We start from the raw sequence: 20,029 nt of genomic DNA, 5'->3' as shown, positions 1-20,029 counted from the left end.
AGGTGATTATCAGGACTCGGCGCCGTAGACGTCGAACTTGAAGTACTTGTCGTTGATTTCCTTGTATTTTCCGTTGGCCCTGATGGCGTCGATGGCGGAATTCAGCTTGTTGACCAGATCGGTCTCGCCCTTGCGCACGGCAATGCCGGCGCCAGGTCCGAAAATCTCGACCGGCTGCGGCGAGGGCTGGCCGAGGATCTTGCAGCAGGCACCGTCAGGCGAATCCAGCCACTGCTGCAGCACCACGATATCATCCTCGATGGCGTCGAGGCGGCCGTTGGCCAGATCCGCCTGTTCCTCGGGGCTGCTCGGATAACCCTTGATCGTGCTGTCGGTGTAGGTCTTCGAGGCATAGTTGAAATGGGTCGTCGTGGTGGCCACGCCGATACTCTTGCCGGCGAGGTCCTCCTTGGTCACGCCCTTCAGCGTCGAATCCTTCGGGACGGCGAGCGCCGAGGGCGTGTTGTAGTATTTGTGAGTGAAGTCTACCTTCTCGGCACGCTCCGGCGTGATCGACATTGATGCCACGATGGCGTCGAACTTGCCCGCCTGCAGCGCCGGGATGATGCCGTCCCAATCCTGGGCGACGAAGGTGCACTTGACCTTCATCTCATCGCAGAGCGCCTGGGCGATGTCGATGTCGAAACCGACGAGCTTGCCATCGGAAGTCAGGTTGTTGAAGGGCGGGTAGGCGCCCTCGGTGCCGATCCTCAGGGTCTTTTCCTGGGCCTGGGCTACGCCGAGCGTCAGCAGCGCGGCCGAAGCGGCGAGCGCGATACGCAGTGCAATACGCATAATGATCCTCTCTTTATGGTCCCGGCCGTCGTTCCGAAACGGCTCTGTGGGGGCGGTGCTTTTGACCGCCCGCTGGCCCGATACTCCCACTCTTTCCAAGAAAAAAGCAACTGCAAAACCACGAAAATCGGCAATGTCCTTCTGCCGTTACGTTACTTCTCAAGCAACGAGGCCGGTCGCGCGCTCGACGAAGTCGGCTATCGATTTCACGTCGTCGAGGTCGAACACCGGCAGGCTTTTGTCCTCGATGACGAAGTCGGCCGCAATGGCAACGATCCCGGGGTCACCCGCCGAAAGCGGCGTCCGGTCCTTCGCCTCCAGGCGCCGGGTTTCGATCTTGCGGTGGGCTTCGCGCTTGTAGCCTTCGACCAACACGATGTCGGACGGCGCAAGCCGCGACAGGATCGCTTCCAGCGCCGGCTCATCCTCGCCGCGCAATTCGTGCATCAGCGCCCAGCGATTGGCGGAGACGATGGCGACTTCCATGGCTCCTGCCTGCCGGTGGCGAAAGCTGTCCGCGCCCGGCTTGTCGATGTCGAAATCATGATGGGCGTGCTTTACGGTCGAAACCGTCCAGCCGCGCCCAACGAGTTCCGCGACCAGTTTCTCAGTCAGGGTCGTCTTGCCGGAGTTCTTCCAGCCGGTGATGCCGAAGAGGCGCTTGTTCATCTCAGATGCTCTGCAGCAACCGCGCCGCCTTGGCAAGATCGCCGGGGGGCGCTTTCGAGCCGCAGCAAGGTCTTGTCGCCGCCGCCCCTGCGTCTGGATTGAACGCCGGCCAGCATCAATCCCGCAATATCCATCACCATCATCGAGCCCGTGCGCCGTCGCGAAAATCACGGGATTCTCCCCGAGCCTCTTATATGCCGTCCGGGGCCATGGCAGGACCAGTGCTTTCCGCGACGATCCTGCGCCGGCCGACGACCCGCTCACGATAAAGCGCGTAAAGGCCGGAGCCCACGATTGTGCTGGCGCCGATGATCATCGTCATATCGGGGACATCGCCGAAGACCAGCAGGCCGAGCACAATGGACCAGAGCAGCGCCGTATAGCGGAACGGCGCTATGAAGGAAATCTCGCCCGAGCGCATCGCCATGATGATGAATTGGTAGCCGATGAGCACCAGCACTGCTGCGAGCGCCAGCAGTGCAGTGGCTTTGCCCGTCATCGGTGTCCAGCCGCCCATCGGCGACAGCAGCAGCGCGCCGACCACCGTCATGGCCAACGCCGTTGCGGTTGAGACGAGCAGCGTGGGGATAGCCTGCGGAATCCGCTTGGTGGCGAGGTCGCGTACCGCACAGCAGGCGACGCTGGCCAGCGCCACCAGCGAAAACATGCTGAACCCGTCGAAGCCCGGGCGCACCACGACCAGCACGCCGGCAAATCCGGCAGCGATCGCCAGCCAGCGGCGCCAGCCGACCGCCTCGCCGAAGACAAGGGCCGCGCCCATCGTCACGGCCAGCGGCAGTGCCTGCAGGACGGCCGAGACGCTGGCGATCGGCAAATGGGCAAGCGCGACCAGGAAGGTCACCGTCGCGCCGGCCTCGGCAAGGACGCGCAGCGCCACCAGTGGCTGCAGCATCGAGCGCGGCCGGACCAGCGCGCCGCGCTGCCAGGCAAGCAGGCCGACGAAGAGCGAGGCAAATGCGCCTCTGATCAGCATGACCTGCGCCATGTTCATCGACTGCGACGAATATTTGGTGATGGCGTCATTGAGGGTGAAGCCGGCCATCGCCACCACCATGAACAACGCACCGCGAAGATTGGGAGAAAGGGGCAAGATCTCTACCGGTTCTGCTTTGAAAAAAGCCTGTAGCAGCCGGGACCGAAACAGCAACGACAAAGGGCTGGGCCACGGCCTTGATCGCGGCCCAGACTTTCAACCGCGGATGGCCGGCCTTACTTCTTCGGCGTCAGCACCTCGGTGCCGCTGCCGTCTTTGCCGGCGATCGTCCACAGGCCGTGCAGCGAGCCGTCGTCATCCATCTTGTAGACGACAAGGCCGATCTCCTTGCCCAGGACATAGCCGGCCGAGAAGGCGTTGTCGTTGCGCATGCAGATGCCGTCCGAGGACGAGCCGCCGGTTTCCCAATGGATCGTGCAGGTCGTGCCGCTTGTCAGCGTGATGGTGGCTTCGCCGCCATAGGCCGAACCATCGAAATTGGTGCCGGCGACATCGTAAGTGCCGCCGATGGATTGCGCCGCCGCCGGTATGGCGGCGAGGCCGAGCAAGGCAACAGAAAAGATGAACTTGCGCATAATGTTTTCCCCCACGGAGCGAAAGCCGCTACCGGATGGAAGGCTAGGCGCGAAAACGGCTGGGGTAAATCAGGCAGGCATTTGCCGACAGGTTTATTTGCGGCGTGACCGCGATAGTCACGGTCCCTGGAGGCTGGCGGCGATGGCGCCGACCAGCGGGTCGTATTTCGACTTCACGGCCGGCGGATATTCGATCCAGACGGTGCGGATGACGCCGTCCTTGCCGAACAGGCGGCGCTCATAAAAGATGTTCCCGGCCTTCAGTCCCGAAAGCACGGCCCAGTTCTTTCCCGTCCTGCTGTAGGTGACCTTGTAACCCGCCTCCGTGCTGGCTTTCTCGGTCGCGACGAAGTGCTTCGGCGTGTCGTTGTCGATATTCAGGATGCCGGAACAGATCAGTCTGGCGCCGTCGGCCGCGAGCCATTGCTGGCCGTCGCCATTGTCCGGTTCGGGCTGGCGGTCGGTGAAAACATCGTCGGGAAAGGTGCAGACCGTGCCGAATCGCTCGTTGGTGTAGGTGAAAGGAGCGGCAGCCGACGGGATTGCCGCGATCGCCGCAACGAATGCCAATACCGAGCGCGCGCACTTCATTCCATTCCTGCAGCAGTCAGCCGGAAGCGATCCTGCACCAGATCCGTGGGAAAATCAGCCGCCGGTGACGCTCATATGCCGCGACACGGAGGGGCGGCTGGTGCGGCGGTCGATGATGAAATCATGCCCCTTCGGCTTGCGCCCGATCGCCTCGTCGATCGCCGCGCTGACCAGCTCGTTGCCTTCGGACGCGCGCAACGGTTCCCTGAGATCGGCGGCATCCTCCTGGCCGAGGCACATAAAGAGCGTGCCGGTGCAGGTCAGCCGGACGCGGTTGCAGCTCTCGCAAAAATTATGGGTCATCGGCGTGATGAAGCCGAGCCGGCCACCGGTTTCCGCGACATGGACATAGCGGGCCGGACCGCCGGTCTTGAACGGGACGTCTGTCAGCGTGAACTGGCGCTCCAGCGAGGCGCGCAGCAGCGACAGCGGCAGGTACTGGTCGGTGCGGTCGGCGTCGATCTCGCCCATCGGCATGGTTTCGATGACGGTCAGGTCCATGCCGCGGCCATGCGCCCAGCGCATCATCTCAGGCAATTCGGCGTCGTTGAAATCCTTCAGCGCCACGGCGTTGAGCTTTATCTTCAGCCCCGCCGCCTGCGCCGCATCGATGCCGGCCATGACCTTGCCGAGATGGCCCCAGCGGGTGATTGCGTGGAACTTGTCGGCATCAAGCGTGTCGAGCGAAACATTGATGCGCTTGACGCCGCAATCGGCGAGCTCGGCAGCAAAACGCGAAAGCTGCGAGCCGTTGGTGGTCAGCGTCAGTTCTTCCAGCGCGCCGCTTTCGAGATGACGCGACAGCTGGCGGACCAGGTGCATGATGTTCTTGCGCACCAGCGGCTCGCCGCCGGTGAGACGCAATTTGCCCACGCCTTTTGCGATGAAGACGCTGCACAGCCGGTCGAGTTCCTCGAGCGACAGCAGGTCCTTCTTGGGCAGGAAAGCCATGTCCTCGGCCATGCAATAGGTGCAGCGGAAATCGCAGCGGTCGGTGACCGACACGCGCAGGTAGCTGATCGTGCGGCCGAAAGGATCGATCATGTCCATGCGTGAAGCGTTTCCCGTGGCTGTGAACGACGGCGTTATATATCGCTATGTGATACGATCCGGCCTGTCGTTCAAGATAGCCGCTCTCGATCTTTGGTAACATTCCCCGACCGACACCGGATGTCGGCTGCCTGGTACGGGCTTTTCCAATCCGGCGAAGCGGCGTAGGGAAGGGTGGTTCGAAACGGAAAACACCATGACGGCGCCGAAGGAACTGCGGGTCTCCAAAGACCGCAAACTGCTCTCCGTGACCTTTCCCGGCCACCAGCCATTCGAGCTGCCGGCCGAGCTGCTGCGCGTCGCCTCGCCGTCGGCCGAGGTGCAGGGCCATTCGCCGGACCAGCGGGTGACCGTTCCGGGCAAGCGCGATGTCGCCATCCTCAAAATTGAACCGGTCGGCAACTACGCGGTGCGCATCACCTTCGATGATTTCCATAACACCGGTATCTTCACCTGGAATTACCTGCACACGCTGGGCCACGAGAAGGATGCGCGCTGGAATGCCTATCTTGCCGAGCTGGCACAAAAGGGTCTCAGCCGCGACCGTTAGCCGGCGGGCGTCGTCAAGATGTCATGGAGCGGGAGTAGGGGCGGCGGATCGGGAGACAAGACAATGTCCATCATAACCACCGTCGAACAGCTTGAAGCGTTCTATGGCCTGCCCGGCGAAGCCTCGGTGGTCAAGGAACTCGACCACGTCATTCCCGAATACGCCGCCTTCATCGAGGCCTCGCCCTTCGTCGCGCTGGCGACCAGCGGGCCGGAAGGGCTGGATTGCTCGCCGCGCGGCGATCTCGCCGGCTTCGTGCGCATCGTCGATCCGAAAACCCTGATGATGCCGGACCGGCGCGGCAACAACCGCGCCGATTCGCTGAAAAACATCATTCGCGATCCCCGCGTCGGGCTGCTGTTCCTGGTGCCGGGCTCCGGAACGACGCTGCGCATCAACGGCCGCGCGCGCATCACCACGGATGCCGCGCTTTGCGCGTCGTTCACGGTCGACAGCAGGCCGGCACGCTCGGTGAGCGTCATCGATGTCGATACGGTCTATTTCCAATGCGCCCGCGCCATCGTGCGGTCGGAACTGTGGAACCCGGAAAGGCATGTCGATCCGAAGTCCCTGCCGACGCCAGGAAAGATCCTGGAGATCACCAGCCGCAGGAACATCGACGGCGAAACCTATGACAAGGAATGGCCGGAGCGGGCAAAAAAGACGATGTGGTGATCCGCTGGACCGCAATGGCGGTCAGGCGTCCTTCAACACCTCGTAGATCTTGCGCATCTGCTCGCCGATCATGTCGCACTGCTCCGGCGTCGACTGGCTCATCGCTTTCTCGATCAGCGCCATGTGCACCTTCAGCGCCTGCATCAGCAGCGCCTCGCCGGCTTCGGTGAGGGCCAGCCGCAGGATGCGCTTGTCCTTCTCGTCGCCTTCGCGGCGCAGCAGGCCGCGAGCCTCGAGCTGCGGCAACAGCATGGTGACGTTGGAGCGGCCGACGAGCAGCTTGCGGGCGAGATCGTGCTGCGACATGCCGGGATGGCGGTAGAGATTCATCAAAACATCGAGCTGCGCGGGTTTCAGATCGAGCGGAGCGAGCTTCACGGCAAGCGTGCGCTCCAGCACATGGCAGGCGCGCGCAACCGCGACCCAGTTGCGAAACCGCAGGTTGTCCCAAGGCAGCTCTTGTTTATTGTTCATCTTTGAACTATTATGTTCATGCTTGAACGTATGGATGGATTCCCACTATGGCATCATTCGGACTGAAGGTCATCCGGGGTGTATTCGGGGCCGCCGAACATGTCGCCCCCCGCCTCACCGGGCGCGCCGCATTCGAGCTGTTCTGCCGTACGCCGAACGCCAGGGTGCTGAGCGAGGGCGAACGCCGTGCCGTCGACCGCGCGGCAGATTTCATGGATGAAGCGCGGCATCACCGGCTGAAAGCCGGATCCGGCTGCGTCATGGTGCATGAATTCCGTCCGGAGCCAGGCAGGGCGTCCGCCGGAACGGTTCTCGTCGTTCATGGGTGGCGCTCGCGCACCGAATATATGCGCATGCTGATCGAGGGCTACCGCGCCGCCGGCTACAGGGTCGTCTCGCTCGACCTTCCCGGCCACGGCCAATCGCATGGCCGGCGGTTGAACATGGTCAATGCCGTGGATGCGGTGCGAATCGCGGGCGAATGGTTCGGCCCGTTCGCGGCGGTGGTCGGTCATTCCTTCGGCGGCGCCGTCGCCGCCAATGCAATCGCCGGATCGATCAGGAACATTGCGCCGCTGGCGGCCGGGCGCCTGGTGCTGATCGCCGCGCCCAGTTCATTGCCGGCCATCTTCGCCGACTTCAGCCGCATGCTCAATGTCGGTCCGCGCTCGCAGGCCGCCATGGCGGACCGTGTCGAATATCTTTCCGGCCGGCCGCTGCACGAATTCACCGGCGATCGGCAGCTTGCCCAGGCGCCGGTGCCGACGTTGGTCATCCACGCACCCGACGATCGCGAAGTCTCGGCCGATCATGCCTGGCGTTATGCCGGCGCCGGTGACCATGTGTTGCTCCACTGGGCCGAAGGGCTCGGCCATCGCCGCATCCTGGCGGACAAGGGCGTGGTGGAACGCGCCGTCAGCTTCGTGGCCGCGCAGCGGGAGCCGTCGCTGCTCCATTGAACCGCAATCAGGGCTGTTTCTTCTTCTCGCCGGGTTCCACCGGCAGTCCGGCCGCCTTCCAGGCGGTGTAGCCGCCAAGGATATGCTTGACCCGCGACAGCCCCATGTCCTGCGCGGTCTTGGTGGCGAGCGCCGAACGCCAGCCGCCGGCGCAGAAGAACACGAAGCTCTTTCCCGAAGCGAAGAACGGCTTGTGATAAGGGCTCTCGGGATCGATCCAGAATTCCAGCATGCCACGGGTGACATGTTTCGCGCCGGGAATCCTGCCGTCGCGTTCAATCTCGCGAGGATCTCGCAGGTCGACAAAGATGGTGCCTTCGTCCTCGATCAGGGCTGCCGCTTCCTCGGGCGAAAGCACTTCGATCTCGGCATTCGCCTCGTCCAGCAGTTCGCGATAACCCTTTTTCACCGTTCGATCCTCCCGGCCCGTTTAGACTGGCGCTCCGTCCGTTCGGATTTCGAGCACAACGCCCGGCGTTTGTCATCCCGCGTCGGGACCGGCTATCGTCTTCCAGGCCGCCAATGCCCCCTCCGCGGTCGCCAGCAGGGCCGCATGCGAAGCACCGTCGCGCGCCTGGATCGACATGCCGTGTTGAGCCGTCGCGAAAGAGGTCGCAGCGGCTTCGCAGTCGAAACTCCTCGGCAATTCGCCCACGGCCATGCGCCGAGGTCTGACGACGCCCCTGGGCTTCGACGGCCGGAGCGGATTGTGTCCGCTCCGGCCGTCACGATGTTGTGAAACCGTTCTGCCACAGCCGCCCCAAAATTTATGAAAGCTTAACGAAATCGGTATGAATCGGTATAGTCGCGTCTTACATCCGCCATGCGGTGGGCAAGACGCACGAGCGTGCGGAACGGAGCCGGTTGCGGCTGGAGCGGGTGACCATGAAATTGCCGGGAAACAAAGCTACCGCGTTGCCGCTTGCAGCGCTCGTGGCGACGCTGGCCCTGGGAACGCCGCAAGCAGGCGCGCAGGGGCTTTTCGACATGCTTTTCGGCGGCGGCGTAAGGCACGAGCCGCGAGGTGAGTTTCCTCCTCCGCCACCAAGGCGCAAGCCGAACCCCAACGTATCCGCCGGCGGTGGTGGCGGCGGCAGCGTGAAGATCAGCAGCCCTTCCTACTACACCTACAAAGCCGACAAGCTCGTGCGCGTCGACTTCTCGGCGCTTAAGGCAGCGCCGCAGCCGGCGACGCCGCAGGACGCCGCCTTCGTGCCCTCAGCCACCGGCAACGCCTTTCGTGAGGCAATCGCCGGACTGAGCGACTACGAGCTCTATGCGGAGCCGGATATCGCCAAGGCGCTGATCGCCTATTATTCGGCCAATCCGGATTTCATCTGGGTGACCGGAGCCAACGCCAACAGCCGCGCGCAGGATGCGGTGCGGGTGCTTGGCGAGGCGGCGAGCTACGGCCTGGCACCGTCCGACTACACGGTCGACGTGCCGACCGCCGCTGCGTCGACTGGTGACGTCGCTGCACGTTTGAAGGAGTTCGTGCGCTTCGAAATGGCGCTGTCGGCCCGCGTGCTTCGCTATGTCCATGATGCCCAAAGCGGCCGCGTCGAACCCAACCGCATGACCGGCTACTATGATTTCCCCGCCAAGCCGCTCGACATGGAAGGCGTTTTGAAGACGCTGGCGCATACCCAGGAAGTGCGCACCTATCTCGAATCGCGGCATCCGCAGAACCCGGAGTACCAGGCGCTGCGCGTCGAGCTGGAGTCGCTGCAAGCGAGCGCCGAAAACGAGATCGTCGTCGATCCCAAGCTGTTGCTGAAGCCGGGCGAAACCAGTCCCGAGCTTCCCAAGCTGCTGAGCCTGATCGCGCGCAATCTCGACGACGAGATGGGCGGCGCCTACGGCGAAGTGCTGTCGCGGCTCGCCACCAGCGACGTCTACCTCCCTGAGCTGGTCCCGATCATCAAGGCCGTGCAGCAAAAAGCAGGCATGAAGGGCGACGGCGTCATCGGACCGCGCACCGTCGCGTCGCTGGCCGGAACATCCAAGGCCGACCGGCTGCTCAAGGTACAGGTGGCGCTGGAAGAACTGCGCTGGCTGCCATCGGACCTCGGCAGCCCGCGTGTCTTCATCAACCAGCCGGCCTTCACCGCGAGCTACATCGACAATGGCGAGGAAAAGCTGAAAACCCGCGCGGTCATCGGCAGGACCACCAACCAGACCGCCTTCTTCTACGACCAGATCAAGCAGGTCGACTTCCATCCCTATTGGGGGGTGCCGCAGTCGATCATCGTCAACGAAATGCTGCCGAGATTGCGCAGCGATCCGGGTTATCTCGACCGGGCCGGCTATGAGGTGACCGATTCGCGCGGCAAGCGCATTCCGTCCTCGGCGGTCAGCTGGGGCGGCTATGGCGCGAACATCCCCTACAGCGTGCGCCAACTGCCGAGCGAGGCCAATGCGCTGGGCGAATTGAAGATCCTGTTCCCCAACAAGCACGCCATCTACATGCATGACACACCGCAGAAGTCGTTCTTCCAGCGCGACATGCGCGCGCTCAGCCATGGTTGCGTGCGGCTGCAGGATCCGCGGGGCATGGCGGCTGCGGTGCTGGGCACCTCGGTCGACGAGGTCGCCGAGAAGCTGAAGCACGGCCATTCGACCGAGAGCGTGACGCGCACGATTCCGGTCTATGTCGCCTATTTCACCGCATGGCCCGACATGTCCGGCAAGGTCGAATACTTCAACGACGTCTACGACCGGGACACGCGGTTGAAGCAAGCCCTAGACGCCACCGAAGCAGCACGCTCGCCGTCGAGCTGAGAATTCAGCGGGCCGAGAGCGGTCGCCGGAAACCGGCGTCGCGCCCTGCGATCAGCCAGTAGACAAGCCCGGCGACCAGGCCGGCAGCGGCGATGATGCCTATATCGGCCCAGCGCTCCGAGGCCATGTCCTCGAGCGCGCTCGGCCAGATCAGGGCAAAGCCGCCGACCGCCGCCGCACCGCCGAAGAGCATGTGCAGCCAGAAGCCGCGCAACGAGAAGCATTCGGCGATCAATGCGAACACCAATGTCTGCACCCCGGTCAGCACGATCGTCAGGAAATAGATGAACATGCCGAGCGGCGGCACCACCAGCGCCGCGATCGGCGAGACGCCCATGAGGTCGAAATACCGGGGCGCATTGGGCAGGGAGCTCAGCACGGCATAGATCGCGACAACGGCGATCAGACCGACCAGCGCGGCGACGAGATAGCCGGCAAGCACCATCAAGATTCGTTTCAACAGATGCCTGGCCGTCGCCATGCATACCCCCGTGAAGCTTCGCTGTAATCAGCCATCAAAGGTGCATTGGCGCAAGGGCGGGCACATCTCACGCCGCAGGCTCGGCATTTTCAGATTGGGACCGGTGATCATTGCGGGGGGGATCGCAGAACAGGTTGCTCGCCCCCCGCAGGTTTCTCCTGACCAAGCTATCTGGGCTCGGCCGTCACCGGATCATAGGTGATTTCGACCTTCGCCTTGTCGGCGGTGTAGTAGGTGACGGTATAGGCGCCATCATCCCAGTCGACCTCCTTGACATAGCGGAAGCCATCGCGCTGCTCGACCTTGGCGATGATGTCAGACAATTTCTTGGCATTGGGCGGCGGCAGCGGTTTTTCGTCGGCCGCCAGAACCGGGCCGGAGCCGAGAAGAACGGCGACGCTTGTCGCCACGAGAAATCTGGTCATGGTTTTCCCTCAAGTTTCGACAGGGGGAAACTCAGTGATGGGGAGGTTTGTTCCCCAGGCGGGATGGATGGCCAGGCTATGCATCGGCTTTGTGACTGCCCTCGAGCAATTCCCGATTTTCTTGCAATCAACCCCGCCGGCTTTGTCCCGGCGCTACAAGACGGCGAATGATCATGGTCGAATCGATCGCGATTCTCGAATACCTGCTCGCCCGCACGGGCCGAGCCCGCTCGCCGTCGCCCCACATGATCCGGCTTTCGTCGCCTACCTGCAATTTTTCGGAGGGCTTCTCAACCCCCACGCGTCAGGCTGACCGCTTAAGCTCTGCCACCTGCACACCCAGCCGGAACGCCTGACCGTCGGCGTATGAGCGCGCATAACTTTCGGCTGAGAATGGGACGGTGGTGGTGACGCCATTGACGGTCACGCGAACCGACCACGACTTTTCCCTGACGATTTCAACGGCGTGTTCTGCCATGTTCTCCCCCGAGAATCTGACGTTGAGGAAGCTACCATAGCGTCGCCCAACTGATTTGCATACAAACAAACCGACAGATGGTGACGGAAACCCAAAATCAATAAGGGCGAGGCGCCAAGCTGTTTGGCCTGCGCGCCAGTAGCTTTTTTGGACAAAGTGGAGGGGCCTAGTCATCCAACAAATCAGTTTAGTTGGATGGTGGGCGATGCAGGGATTGAACCTGCGACCCCACCCGTGTGAAGGGTGTGCTCTCCCGCTGAGCTAATCGCCCGCTCGTTGCCCGAAGGCCAAGCGAGCCGCGATATAAGGGAGGGCGGTGCGGGAAGTCAAGGCGGTGTCCGGCGTTCTCACAGGGGCAATCGCTTCAGGTTTCGTCATACTCTTTCAAGCGCCGGCGCCGCCCCTCACCTGCCTGCCGGCATCCTCTCCCCGTATAGACGGGGAGAGGGGGCTGTGTCGCCGTTTTCGCCAATTTTTAACGTTGCAATGGAGGCGCCAGCGTTCCGGCCAGACCCTTCTCCCCGTCTCTGTGCGGGGAGAAATGCCCGGCAGGGCGATGAGGGGCGGCGCCGACTTCGATCATTAGAGGCATCCGCCGCAAACAGGAAACTGTCATTGAACCTGTCCCGGCCGCCCGCTATCCGTTCAATGTTGCGCCGCGGCGATCAGCCGCTCAGCCAGGTCCAGCGTCAGCGCGTCGAAATGCGAGATTACCGCCGAGGGCTCGAATTCGCGCACGTGGCGGTCGGTGTAGCCGAAGTCGACGGCCACCACTGGGATGCCGGCGGCTTTCGCGGTGTCGATGTCGGTCTGCGAATCGCCGACCATCAAAGCTCGGTGCGGGTCGCCGCCGGCGCGCTTGATGGTTTCGGTGAGGTGACGCGGGTCGGGTTTGCGGAAGGCGAAGGTATCCTGTCCGGCAATCGCCGCGAAGTGTTTGGTCAGGCCGAGCGCCTCGATCAGCGCCAGCGAGTTGGCCTCGTATTTGTTGGTGCAGACGGCCAGGAGGTAGCCGGCCTTCTCGAAGCGCGCGATCGCCTCGAGGACGCCGGGGTAGGGGCGGGACTTGCCGGGAATGTTGAGGGTGTAGTGGTCGAGGAACAGTTTCAGCAGCCGGTCGTGTTCGGCGACATCGAGCGACCGTTGCTGCGCGGCGTGCGCCCGTTCGATCATCACGCGGCCGCCATGGCCGACGAAGCGCCTGAAGCCGGCTTCGTCGACGGCCGCGAGCGCGCTGGCGGCAAGGCTGTGGTTCAGGCTGTCGAGCAAATCCGGTGCTGTGTCGATCAGCGTACCGTCGAGGTCAAACACGATGATCGGGCGGGTCATGATCCATCCTGGGCAGTTTATGCAATGGGCAGGCGATAAAGGCTGCGGCGCGTCAAGGCAAGCGCCGGGCAGGCTCGTTCAGGCAAGCAAGCTCCCCGGACCGGGCATTCGCGACCAACCGCCAGCCATGAAAAAACCCGCCAGTGCGGCGGGTCCCGGCGCAAATCTGCACCATAGGCAAATATGTAGCATAACTGCCTTCACCCAGTCAATGGCATATAAGAAAAAATTCCTATGAACGTTACCCGCTCATCGCTGGCTGGCCGCGCGGGCACACCATTGACGGGAGGCCGAACGTCATCAACCTACACCGCTGCAAGGGCTTTGACCGGACCGGCAAAAATGGTAGGAGCCGCAAACACCAGGTTCCGGGGCGGTAAAAGCGGCATGGATGCAAGACAGTTGAAGGTCGAAGCCGCGCGGGCGGCCCTTGCCCATGTCACCGACGGCATGCGGCTCGGCATCGGCACCGGCACCACCGCCGACGAGTTCGTGCGGCTGCTTGCCGACAAGGTGGCTACCGGCCTGACCATCATCGGCGTGCCAACGTCCGAGCGCACCGCCTCGCTGTGCCGCGAACTTGGCGTGCCGCTGTCGACGCTGGAGGAGACGCCGGAACTCGATCTCACCGTGGACGGCGCCGACGAAGTCGACCCGGCCCTGACCCTGATCAAGGGCGGCGGCGGCGCATTGCTGCGCGAGAAGATCGTCGCGGCGGCTTCCGCTCGCATGATCGTCATCGCCGACCGCTCCAAGATGGTCGAGACGCTCGGCCGTTTCCCATTGCCCATCGAGGTCAACCCGTTCGGCCTGCGCGCAACCGAAATCGCGATCGGGAAGGCGGCTGCAAGGCTCGGCCTTTCCGGTCCGGTTACATTGAGGATGACGGGCGGTCAGGCTTTTGTTACAGACGGCGGCCACTTTATCCTCGATGCATCTTTTGGCCGCATTCCGGATACAAGAGCGCTATCGAATGCTCTCCACGCCATTCCCGGCGTGGTCGAGCACGGTCTTTTCATCGGGCTGGCGTCAGCGGCCATCATCGCCGGGGGCGATGGCATCCAAACCGTCCATGCCGCCTGAAAACAGGGAGTTCTATCGACCATGATGTTGCATAACCGGGTTCGCCGCTTTTCCGTCCTTCTGGCGGCATCGGCCGTTTTGGCCTTCTCTTCGCCGGCGTTCTCGCAGGACGTCACGGAAGCGCACCTGAAGGCGGCGCGTGCCGCGGTCACCGCGATCCATGCGACCGACCCGTTCGACAACATCCTGCCGCAGGCCGCCGCCGCCCTCGAATCGCAGCTCATCCAGAAGAACCCCGACATGCAGGAGCTGATCGCCAAGACGATCAGCGAGAAGGCGCTGGCGCTGGCCTCGCGCCGGGCCGACCTGGAGAAGGAAGCGGCCCTTGCCTATGCGAAGGTGTTTTCCGAGCAGGAACTCAACGACATCGCGACCTTCTACAATTCGGACTCCGGCAAGAAGCTCCTCGAGAGCGGCCCGGCCGTGACGCGCGACCTGGTGAAGGCGGCCGATATCTGGCAGAATGGGCTTGCTCGTGACCTCGCCCAGCAGGTCGGTGAAACGCTGGCCGCGGCGGCCAAGGCGAAAGCGCCGGCAGCGCCCGCTAATGCGGCCGCGCCCGCCGATGGCGCCGCGCCTGCCGACGGATCGGCCCCTGCCGACGACACGCAGAACTGATTCTGCCATTCCAAACGGCCCTGCGGCCATCTGTGAAGCCCGGCTTGTCCGGGCTTTTCTTTTGATGGTTTGCGGCCTACCTGTCACTCACATTTTCCGAAGCTCAAGGAGCCGCGCAATGGCCGCTTACGACTACGATCTTTTCGTCATCGGCGGCGGTTCGGGCGGGGTGAGGGCGGCGCGTGTCGCCGCAGCGCTCGGCAAGCGCGTCGGCATCGCCGAGGAATACCGCTTCGGCGGCACCTGCGTCATCAGAGGCTGCGTACCGAAGAAGCTCTATGTCTATGCATCGCAATTTCCCGAGCATTTCGCCGATGCCGCCGGCTATGGCTGGACGGTGCCGGAAGCCAGTTTCGACTGGCCCACGCTGGTCGCCAACAAGGACCGCGAGATCAGCCGTCTGGAGGCGATCTACAAGAGGAATGTCGAGGGCGCCGGCGGCGAGGCCTTTCACACGCGCGCCATGATCGTCGACCCGCATGTGGTGCATCTTCTGGACCACGACCGTACCGTCACCGCCGACCAGATCCTGATCGCCACCGGCGGCCGTCCGGCGCCGCACCCGGCACTGCCCGGCCACGAACACTGCATCTTCTCCAACGAGGCCTTCGACCTCGAGCAGTTGCCCAAGTCGATCATGATCGAAGGCGGCGGCTATATCGCGGTCGAATTCGCCAACATCTTCCATGGCCTGGGCGTCGACACCACGCTGGTCTATCGCGGCAAGGAGATCCTCAGCCGCTTCGATATGGACCTGCGGCGCATGCTGCACGAAACGATGGAGAAGAAGGGGATCAAGATCCTTTGCCATGCCGTCTCGGAATGGATCCGCAAACGGCCGGACGGCCGGCTCGACGCGTTGCTCACCGGCGGCCAGACGCTGACGGTCGACCAGGTGATGCTCGCCATCGGCCGCATCCCCAACACCGAGAATATGGGACTGGAAGGCATCGGCATCGAGATGACCGCGACCGGCGCGATCCAGGTCGACGCGTACTCCCGCACCAACGTCGAAAACATCTGGGCGATCGGCGACGTCACCAATCGCGTGCAACTGACGCCGGTGGCGATCCACGAGGCGATGTGCTTCGTCGAGACCGCCTTCAAGGGCAACCCGACCGCGCCCGACCACGACACGATCGCCACCGCCGTGTTCTCGCAGCCGGAGATCGGCACGGTCGGCCTGTCGGAAGACGAGGCGGTCAAGCGCTTCCCCGACATCGAGATCTATCGCGCGGCATTCCGTCCGATGCGGCACACCTTGTCCGGCCGCGACGAAAAGATGCTGATGAAGCTGGTGGTCGATGGCGCGTCTAAGAAGGTACTCGGCGCGCACATATTGGGGCCGGATGCCGGCGAGATGGCGCAGCTTCTCGCCATTCCGCTGAAGGCCGGGCTGGTCAAGGATGATTTCGACCGCACCATGGCCGTGCATCCGACGGCCGCGGAAGAGCTTGTGACCATGTACAAGCCGACTTACCGAGTGAAGGATGGCGAGCGCGTAGACTGACGGACAAACGCGCCGCGGCAAGGTACTTGCCGCGACGCAGCTAGGAGAGCTGCTACAGCAACGTGCCGCGCAGGATCACCTGCGCCACCGAGAAATAGATGACAAGCCCGGTGACATCGACCAGCGTGGCGACAAACGGCGCCGACGCGCTGGCCGGGTCGAAGCCGACGCGTTTCAAGGCGAACGGCAACATCGAACCCGACAGCGAGCCGAAGGTGACGATGCCGACCAATGCCGCTCCGACCGTCGCGGCGATCAACGGCCAGTGCGGGCCGTAGTCGTAGAAGTCGAAATACTGCCAGAGCGCGATGCGGCAGATGCCGACGACGCCGAGTATCGCCCCGAGCAGGAGGCCGGTGGGCAATTCGCGCAACGCCACCCGCCACCAGTCGCGCAGGCCGATCTCGCGCAATGCCAGCGCGCGTATGACCAGCGAGGTCGCCTGCGAGCCGGAATTGCCGCCGGAGCTCATGATCAGCGGAATGAAGAGCGTCAGCACGATCGCTTTTTCCAGCTCGCTCTCGTAGCTTTGCATCGCGTTGGCCGTCAGCATCTCGCTGATGAACAGCGCGCACAGCCAGCCGGCACGCTTCTGGATCATGGCGAGGAAGCTCATCTTCATGTAGGGCTCGTCGAGAGCCTCCATGCCGCCGAAGCGATGCACGTCCTCCGTCGTCTCCTCGATCATCGTGTCGATGATATCGTCGATGGTGACGATGCCGAGGATCTTGCCGTGATCGACGACGGGAACGGCGAGCAGATCGTATTTGGAAATCGTCTGCGCCAGGGTTTCGCGATCGGTCAAAGGCGTGACGGTCACCGGCACGCGGTCCGGCGCCACCGACAGGATCGAATCGTCAGGCTCGCCGGTGATAAGCCGGCGCAGGCCGGTCGAGCGCATGAGCAGATACGTCTCGGGATCGACGATGTAGATGGCGTAGACGGTTTCGCGCGTCCGCTCGACCTTTCGGATGTAGTCGAGCGTGCGGCCGACGGTCCAGTCCGAGGGCACGCTGACGAACTCCGTCGTCATGATCGAAGCGGCACTGCCTTCGGGGTAACCGAGAATCGAGAGCAGGGTTGCGCGCAGCGGGGGCGCCAGCACGCCGAGCAGCTCGGAACGGGCGGGTTCGTCAAGATCGCGCAGGATGTCGGCAGCGCGATCGACCGACATGGCGGTAAGCAGCTTGCCCGCCTTGGCGCGAGGCAAGGCCTCCGCCAGCTCGGGCGCGCCCTCGAGCTCCGGCTGGTCGAAGATATCGACCAGCCGTTCGAACGGCACTTCGCAAAGCAGCTCGGTCGCCGTTTCGCGCGACTCGCGGTTGAGCGCTTCGACCACGTCTGCGACATGGTCGTTTGCAAGGACGCGGGCGATGGCGACGGCCTCGTCGTCCGCTACGGGGGAAAAATCGTTCATGGTTCACTCCTTGCCGTCCGGCAAGACGTGAACCGTCGAGGTCACGTCAGGGCGGACGGCGGTTGCGTTCGACTGTGACTGTCGCCAGGCATGGCGCGGTGACCTTTCCGCTCGCGGGTTCGAGTTTGATGTCTGCGAGCGGGCGCAACATAGGAGCTCGCCTTGCCCTGTCAATCGAGGTGATCGAGGAAAATGCGGGCAACATGCCCCAGTCGCGAGACTGTGATCGCTGAAGCGTATCGCGCCGAAACGGTAAAATGGCTGGACGGCCTATGCCGCGGCGAGTCCGGCTACTTCTGCTTCAGCCGGCGCGGAAAACGCAGCCATTTGTCGTCGACCGGCCTTGGCACCGGCCCTGGCTGTGCGAGAATGGTGGTGAGCTCGGGAGGCAGGCTCGGCACCAGCGGCTTCTTGGTGGCGACGCCGTCCGCGATCGCGACGATCGAGTGGTAGAACTCGGCGCCGGTGACCGATCGCGGCGCCACCGCTTCATGCATGACGCTGATCACCGTTACATCGGGGCAGTTGTCCTTGATCGCCTGGTGGAAGGCAACCTTGCCCTCCGGATCGAGTGCGCCGGTCGCCTCGTCCAGGAATAGTAGCCCGGGTTGATGGAGCACGATGCGGGCCACCACCAGCTTCTGTTTCTGACCGCCGGACAGGACCTGATCCCAGCTTTTGCCTTCGCGGCTTTCGTCGCCCATATTCTCGATGAAGTCGCCCAGACCCGCCTTGTGCAGCGCGGACGCGACCTGCGCGTCGCCATGGTCGTGCTCGGAGCCCGGCAGGCAGACCAGCTGCTTCAGGGTCACCTGCTGCAGCTTGACCTCCTGGGCTGCATAGAAACTCTTCACCCCTTCGGGGAAGACGATGGTGCCGCGGCCGTAGGGCCATAGGCCGTTGATGGCCTTGATCAGCGAGGTCTTGCCGCAGCCGGATTCGCCTTTCAGGAAGGTCCATTCGCCGCGCCGGAAGCGCAGGTTCGCCGCTACGAGGAAAGGCGTTGCGTCCTCGCCCTGATGCGCCAGTTCAAGCTTCTGGATGGTCAAGCCAAAAACCGGGTTCTGGCTGGCGTAGCGGAAGTCGGAACGGCCGCTCTGGCTGTAGAATTCCTGGGGGTGCTGAACGTTCTCGATCGCATTGGCCAACTCGGTGACACGCTGGCTGTTGGCGCGCAGGGTGGCGATGGCGGGCATGACATGGATGAACCACGAACATTGGCCGATCAGCGAATTGACCAGTTCGGAGCCGGTTATGTAGCCCTTCAGGTCGAAGCCGTTGTGGATGAACGGCACAAGGCCCGGTCCATAGGCAACAATGCGGGCGCCGATGAAATTGTAGATCAGCTCGAACGACATGTAGACGGTGTTGACGATGTTGAGCCGCGTCCATGTGCCGTCAATATCGCCATAGAGGCGGCCATGCATGGTCCTCTGCACGCCTTCGCCGCGCGAGGCCGCGACATGGAAGCTGCGGCGCAGGAATGTCGTCAGCTCGCCACGGTAACTGCCTTCGGCCTGCTGCATCCTGACATTGAGACGCTCGAGCATGCCACCGAGCTTTACCGCGATCCAAGTGTTGAGCGGCACATAGATGGCGACGGCAAGGAGGGCGAGGATGGCGCTGCCATAGCTGCCGAGGAATTCGAGCCCCTTTACCTCGACGGAGGTCTCGAGCAGCTTCTGGCCGACGAAATAGAGCGAGGTGGCGACACCCAGCACACCCATGGCCAGCCCGATGGCGCCGCCCGTCATGTCCTTGATCGATTCCTGGACGCGCTGATCGATGTTGTCGGGGGCCGGCGCGCCATTGCCGGTCGAGGCATGCTGGGCGTGGAAATGGGTGTGGTTGCCGTCCAGCAGCGCCTCGTTGAAACGGCTGTCGAGCCAACCGCGCCATTTGCGGTGCAAGGTTGCTGAGACGAGATTGCGGATGCCCGTGAAGCCGGCGTCCTTGAGCACGACCAGCAGCACCAAAATACCGGCATTGGCCAAAAGCGTCTGGAGAGGGGTGGTGTTGGCGGCGTCGTGGAAGAAGGCGATCGAGTTGACCAGTTCCCCGGACGCTTCTGCGAACCAGACGCCGGCCTTGCTGGACAGAGCGGTGAGCAGCGCGATCACCAGCGTCAGCGTCCAGGCCTCCTTCCACCGGTCCGAGACCCAGTAGGCGCGCATCAGGCCCCAGAAGCTGCGCATCGAGGAAACCGGGGTCAGAAGCGACCGCCTTGCGGCATCGCTGTGTAGTCCATCTGTTCCTGACAGTTGCGGTGGTCTGTCGACCCGAATCACAATCCCGCCCAAACCTTTTTTGTATTGTTACGGATGGTAACACCAATTGATCATTTTCCATTATTTTTTATAGGGGGGCAGCGGGATTGAGGTGGATGCCGTGGCTGCAGGGCAACAGGTTCGGCTTCCCGAGCGTCGCGCCAAAGCCGACGAAAAGCCGGTTTAAGCTAGTGATATCAGGTAATTACGCGGCATCAGAGCGCGACGTTTCTACCTTCCCCTAGGGAAGGCGTTCGCACGAATTTGTGACCCGCTTGGGCTGCCCG

At 63.1% G+C, this 20,029-nt stretch carries 21 protein-coding genes, 1 tRNA gene and 2 pseudogenes; 7 read left to right on the top strand and 17 right to left on the bottom strand.

The genetic code is table 11. The annotated features are described in order from the left end of the window. Positions 1 to 9: 9 nt before the first annotated feature. The 7 genes and pseudogenes from FJ959_RS25590 to moaA form a co-directional block, all read right to left on the bottom strand. The gene (locus tag FJ959_RS25590; protein ID WP_140498631.1) at positions 10 to 795 is read right to left on the bottom strand and encodes an ABC transporter substrate-binding protein; all 786 of its coding nucleotides are present in this window, start codon (positions 793 to 795) and stop codon (positions 10 to 12) included. A 159-nt stretch (positions 796 to 954) separates the two neighbouring features. After that, complete coding sequence (gene mobB, locus FJ959_RS25585) at positions 955 to 1,464, bottom strand: molybdopterin-guanine dinucleotide biosynthesis protein B (RefSeq protein WP_140498630.1); 510 nt, start codon at positions 1,462 to 1,464, stop codon at positions 955 to 957. 50 nt (positions 1,465 to 1,514) lie between these two features. Next, positions 1,515 to 1,604 (bottom strand): annotated as a pseudogene (locus FJ959_RS32640) (molybdenum cofactor guanylyltransferase MobA); the annotation flags it as partial. 50 nt (positions 1,605 to 1,654) lie between these two features. Then, a complete protein-coding gene (locus FJ959_RS25575; RefSeq protein WP_140584427.1) occupies positions 1,655 to 2,575 on the bottom strand; it encodes a DMT family transporter in 921 nt (306 codons plus the stop codon). A gap of 119 nt (positions 2,576 to 2,694) precedes the next feature. After that, positions 2,695 to 3,054 carry a hypothetical protein gene (locus tag FJ959_RS25570; protein ID WP_140584426.1) on the bottom strand — a complete coding sequence of 120 codons (360 nt, stop codon included), beginning with the start codon at positions 3,052 to 3,054 and terminating at the stop codon, positions 2,695 to 2,697. Positions 3,055 to 3,171: 117 nt separating this feature from the next. After that, a complete protein-coding gene (locus tag FJ959_RS25565) occupies positions 3,172 to 3,645 on the bottom strand; it encodes a hypothetical protein (RefSeq protein WP_140632788.1) in 474 nt (157 codons plus the stop codon). A gap of 54 nt (positions 3,646 to 3,699) precedes the next feature. Beyond that, positions 3,700 to 4,695, bottom strand: a complete 996-nt coding sequence (gene moaA, locus FJ959_RS25560) for a GTP 3',8-cyclase MoaA (RefSeq protein ID WP_140632785.1) — start codon at positions 4,693 to 4,695, stop codon at positions 3,700 to 3,702. 196 nt (positions 4,696 to 4,891) lie between these two features. Here moaA and FJ959_RS25555 point away from each other — a divergent pair, with 196 nt between their 5' ends. Beyond that, entirely contained in the window at positions 4,892 to 5,245 is a 354-nt protein-coding gene (locus FJ959_RS25555) for a DUF971 domain-containing protein (RefSeq protein WP_140557192.1), read from the top strand. A 63-nt stretch (positions 5,246 to 5,308) separates the two neighbouring features. After that, positions 5,309 to 5,920, top strand: coding sequence for a pyridoxamine 5'-phosphate oxidase family protein (locus tag FJ959_RS25550; protein ID WP_140498624.1), 612 nt, complete (start codon positions 5,309 to 5,311; stop codon positions 5,918 to 5,920). 21 nt (positions 5,921 to 5,941) lie between these two features. On the opposite strand, the gene FJ959_RS25545 is transcribed toward FJ959_RS25550, so the two are convergent. Further along, positions 5,942 to 6,394, bottom strand: coding sequence for a MarR family transcriptional regulator (locus FJ959_RS25545; protein WP_140632782.1), 453 nt, complete (start codon positions 6,392 to 6,394; stop codon positions 5,942 to 5,944). Positions 6,395 to 6,441: 47 nt separating this feature from the next. On the opposite strand from FJ959_RS25545, the gene FJ959_RS25540 reads away from it, so the two are divergent. Then, positions 6,442 to 7,353 (top strand): alpha/beta fold hydrolase, encoded by a 912-nt coding sequence (locus tag FJ959_RS25540; RefSeq protein WP_140498622.1) that lies wholly within the window; start codon positions 6,442 to 6,444, stop codon positions 7,351 to 7,353. 7 nt (positions 7,354 to 7,360) lie between these two features. Here FJ959_RS25540 and FJ959_RS25535 read toward each other — a convergent pair whose 3' ends face one another. Both FJ959_RS25535 and FJ959_RS25530 read right to left on the bottom strand, forming a co-directional pair. Further along, entirely contained in the window at positions 7,361 to 7,762 is a 402-nt protein-coding gene (locus tag FJ959_RS25535; protein ID WP_140498621.1) for a rhodanese-like domain-containing protein, read from the bottom strand. Between the two features lie 72 nt (positions 7,763 to 7,834). Further along, positions 7,835 to 8,014, bottom strand: a pseudogene (locus FJ959_RS25530) (TetR/AcrR family transcriptional regulator); the annotation flags it as partial. Positions 8,015 to 8,238: 224 nt separating this feature from the next. Between FJ959_RS25530 and FJ959_RS25525 the strand changes: the two are divergent. After that, the gene (locus FJ959_RS25525) at positions 8,239 to 10,134 is read left to right on the top strand and encodes a murein L,D-transpeptidase (RefSeq protein ID WP_140632779.1); all 1,896 of its coding nucleotides are present in this window, start codon (positions 8,239 to 8,241) and stop codon (positions 10,132 to 10,134) included. 4 nt (positions 10,135 to 10,138) lie between these two features. Here FJ959_RS25525 and FJ959_RS25520 read toward each other — a convergent pair whose 3' ends face one another. The 5 genes from FJ959_RS25520 to FJ959_RS25500 all read right to left on the bottom strand — a co-directional run bounded on the left by FJ959_RS25520 (position 10,139) and on the right by FJ959_RS25500 (position 12,847). After that, the gene (locus FJ959_RS25520; RefSeq protein WP_140632776.1) at positions 10,139 to 10,615 is read right to left on the bottom strand and encodes a hypothetical protein; all 477 of its coding nucleotides are present in this window, start codon (positions 10,613 to 10,615) and stop codon (positions 10,139 to 10,141) included. A gap of 167 nt (positions 10,616 to 10,782) precedes the next feature. After that, on the bottom strand, positions 10,783 to 11,040 hold the full coding sequence (locus FJ959_RS25515) for a PepSY domain-containing protein (protein ID WP_140525200.1): 258 nt from the start codon (positions 11,038 to 11,040) through the stop codon (positions 10,783 to 10,785). A gap of 304 nt (positions 11,041 to 11,344) precedes the next feature. Continuing rightward, positions 11,345 to 11,518 carry a hypothetical protein gene (locus FJ959_RS31920; RefSeq protein WP_181165341.1) on the bottom strand — a complete coding sequence of 58 codons (174 nt, stop codon included), beginning with the start codon at positions 11,516 to 11,518 and terminating at the stop codon, positions 11,345 to 11,347. 196 nt (positions 11,519 to 11,714) lie between these two features. Then, positions 11,715 to 11,789, bottom strand: a tRNA-Val gene (locus FJ959_RS25505). Positions 11,790 to 12,163: 374 nt separating this feature from the next. Then, positions 12,164 to 12,847 (bottom strand): phosphoglycolate phosphatase, encoded by a 684-nt coding sequence (locus FJ959_RS25500; RefSeq protein WP_140498617.1) that lies wholly within the window; start codon positions 12,845 to 12,847, stop codon positions 12,164 to 12,166. Between the two features lie 387 nt (positions 12,848 to 13,234). Here FJ959_RS25500 and rpiA point away from each other — a divergent pair, with 387 nt between their 5' ends. From rpiA to gor, 3 genes are all read left to right on the top strand, one after another. Next, positions 13,235 to 13,930 (top strand): ribose-5-phosphate isomerase RpiA, encoded by a 696-nt coding sequence (rpiA, locus tag FJ959_RS25495; RefSeq protein ID WP_140498616.1) that lies wholly within the window; start codon positions 13,235 to 13,237, stop codon positions 13,928 to 13,930. A gap of 21 nt (positions 13,931 to 13,951) precedes the next feature. Beyond that, positions 13,952 to 14,548 carry a DUF2059 domain-containing protein gene (locus FJ959_RS25490; RefSeq protein ID WP_140498615.1) on the top strand — a complete coding sequence of 199 codons (597 nt, stop codon included), beginning with the start codon at positions 13,952 to 13,954 and terminating at the stop codon, positions 14,546 to 14,548. A 118-nt stretch (positions 14,549 to 14,666) separates the two neighbouring features. Further along, positions 14,667 to 16,058, top strand: coding sequence for a glutathione-disulfide reductase (gene gor / locus FJ959_RS25485; protein WP_140632773.1), 1,392 nt, complete (start codon positions 14,667 to 14,669; stop codon positions 16,056 to 16,058). Positions 16,059 to 16,110: 52 nt separating this feature from the next. On the opposite strand, the gene mgtE is transcribed toward gor, so the two are convergent. Together mgtE and FJ959_RS25475 are read right to left on the bottom strand one after the other, a co-directional pair. Continuing rightward, a complete protein-coding gene (mgtE, locus tag FJ959_RS25480) occupies positions 16,111 to 17,475 on the bottom strand; it encodes a magnesium transporter (protein ID WP_140632770.1) in 1,365 nt (454 codons plus the stop codon). Between the two features lie 290 nt (positions 17,476 to 17,765). Then, positions 17,766 to 19,670 carry an ABC transporter ATP-binding protein/permease gene (locus FJ959_RS25475; protein ID WP_181168624.1) on the bottom strand — a complete coding sequence of 635 codons (1,905 nt, stop codon included), beginning with the start codon at positions 19,668 to 19,670 and terminating at the stop codon, positions 17,766 to 17,768. Positions 19,671 to 20,029: the final 359 nt, after the last annotated feature.

Origin of the sequence: Mesorhizobium sp. B2-2-4 (genome assembly GCF_006442375.1) — a bacterium.
Classification (GTDB): Bacteria; Pseudomonadota; Alphaproteobacteria; order Rhizobiales; family Rhizobiaceae; genus Mesorhizobium.
This window is presented reverse-complemented; position numbering and strand designations above follow the sequence as displayed.

Bases quoted from the DNA above. Each gene is read 5' to 3' on its own strand.
- FJ959_RS25590 (WP_140498631.1), bottom strand. From the start codon at position 795: ATGCGTATTGCACTGCGTATCGCGCTCGCCGCTTCGGCCGCGCTGCTG.
- mobB (WP_140498630.1), bottom strand. From the start codon at position 1,464: ATGAACAAGCGCCTCTTCGGCATCACCGGCTGGAAGAACTCCGGCAAG.
- FJ959_RS25570 (WP_140584426.1), bottom strand. From the start codon at position 3,054: ATGCGCAAGTTCATCTTTTCTGTTGCCTTGCTCGGCCTCGCCGCCATA.
- FJ959_RS25565 (WP_140632788.1), bottom strand. From the start codon at position 3,645: ATGAAGTGCGCGCGCTCGGTATTGGCATTCGTTGCGGCGATCGCGGCA.
- moaA (WP_140632785.1), bottom strand. From the start codon at position 4,695: ATGGACATGATCGATCCTTTCGGCCGCACGATCAGCTACCTGCGCGTG.
- FJ959_RS25555 (WP_140557192.1), top strand. From the start codon at position 4,892: ATGACGGCGCCGAAGGAACTGCGGGTCTCCAAAGACCGCAAACTGCTC.
- FJ959_RS25550 (WP_140498624.1), top strand. From the start codon at position 5,309: ATGTCCATCATAACCACCGTCGAACAGCTTGAAGCGTTCTATGGCCTG.
- FJ959_RS25545 (WP_140632782.1), bottom strand. From the start codon at position 6,394: ATGAACAATAAACAAGAGCTGCCTTGGGACAACCTGCGGTTTCGCAAC.
- FJ959_RS25540 (WP_140498622.1), top strand. From the start codon at position 6,442: ATGGCATCATTCGGACTGAAGGTCATCCGGGGTGTATTCGGGGCCGCC.
- FJ959_RS25525 (WP_140632779.1), top strand. From the start codon at position 8,239: ATGAAATTGCCGGGAAACAAAGCTACCGCGTTGCCGCTTGCAGCGCTC.
- FJ959_RS25520 (WP_140632776.1), bottom strand. From the start codon at position 10,615: ATGGCGACGGCCAGGCATCTGTTGAAACGAATCTTGATGGTGCTTGCC.
- FJ959_RS25515 (WP_140525200.1), bottom strand. From the start codon at position 11,040: ATGACCAGATTTCTCGTGGCGACAAGCGTCGCCGTTCTTCTCGGCTCC.
- FJ959_RS31920 (WP_181165341.1), bottom strand. From the start codon at position 11,518: ATGGCAGAACACGCCGTTGAAATCGTCAGGGAAAAGTCGTGGTCGGTT.
- FJ959_RS25500 (WP_140498617.1), bottom strand. From the start codon at position 12,847: ATGACCCGCCCGATCATCGTGTTTGACCTCGACGGTACGCTGATCGAC.
- rpiA (WP_140498616.1), top strand. From the start codon at position 13,235: ATGGATGCAAGACAGTTGAAGGTCGAAGCCGCGCGGGCGGCCCTTGCC.
- FJ959_RS25490 (WP_140498615.1), top strand. From the start codon at position 13,952: ATGATGTTGCATAACCGGGTTCGCCGCTTTTCCGTCCTTCTGGCGGCA.
- gor (WP_140632773.1), top strand. From the start codon at position 14,667: ATGGCCGCTTACGACTACGATCTTTTCGTCATCGGCGGCGGTTCGGGC.
- mgtE (WP_140632770.1), bottom strand. From the start codon at position 17,475: ATGAACGATTTTTCCCCCGTAGCGGACGACGAGGCCGTCGCCATCGCC.
- FJ959_RS25475 (WP_181168624.1), bottom strand. From the start codon at position 19,670: ATGCGCAGCTTCTGGGGCCTGATGCGCGCCTACTGGGTCTCGGACCGG.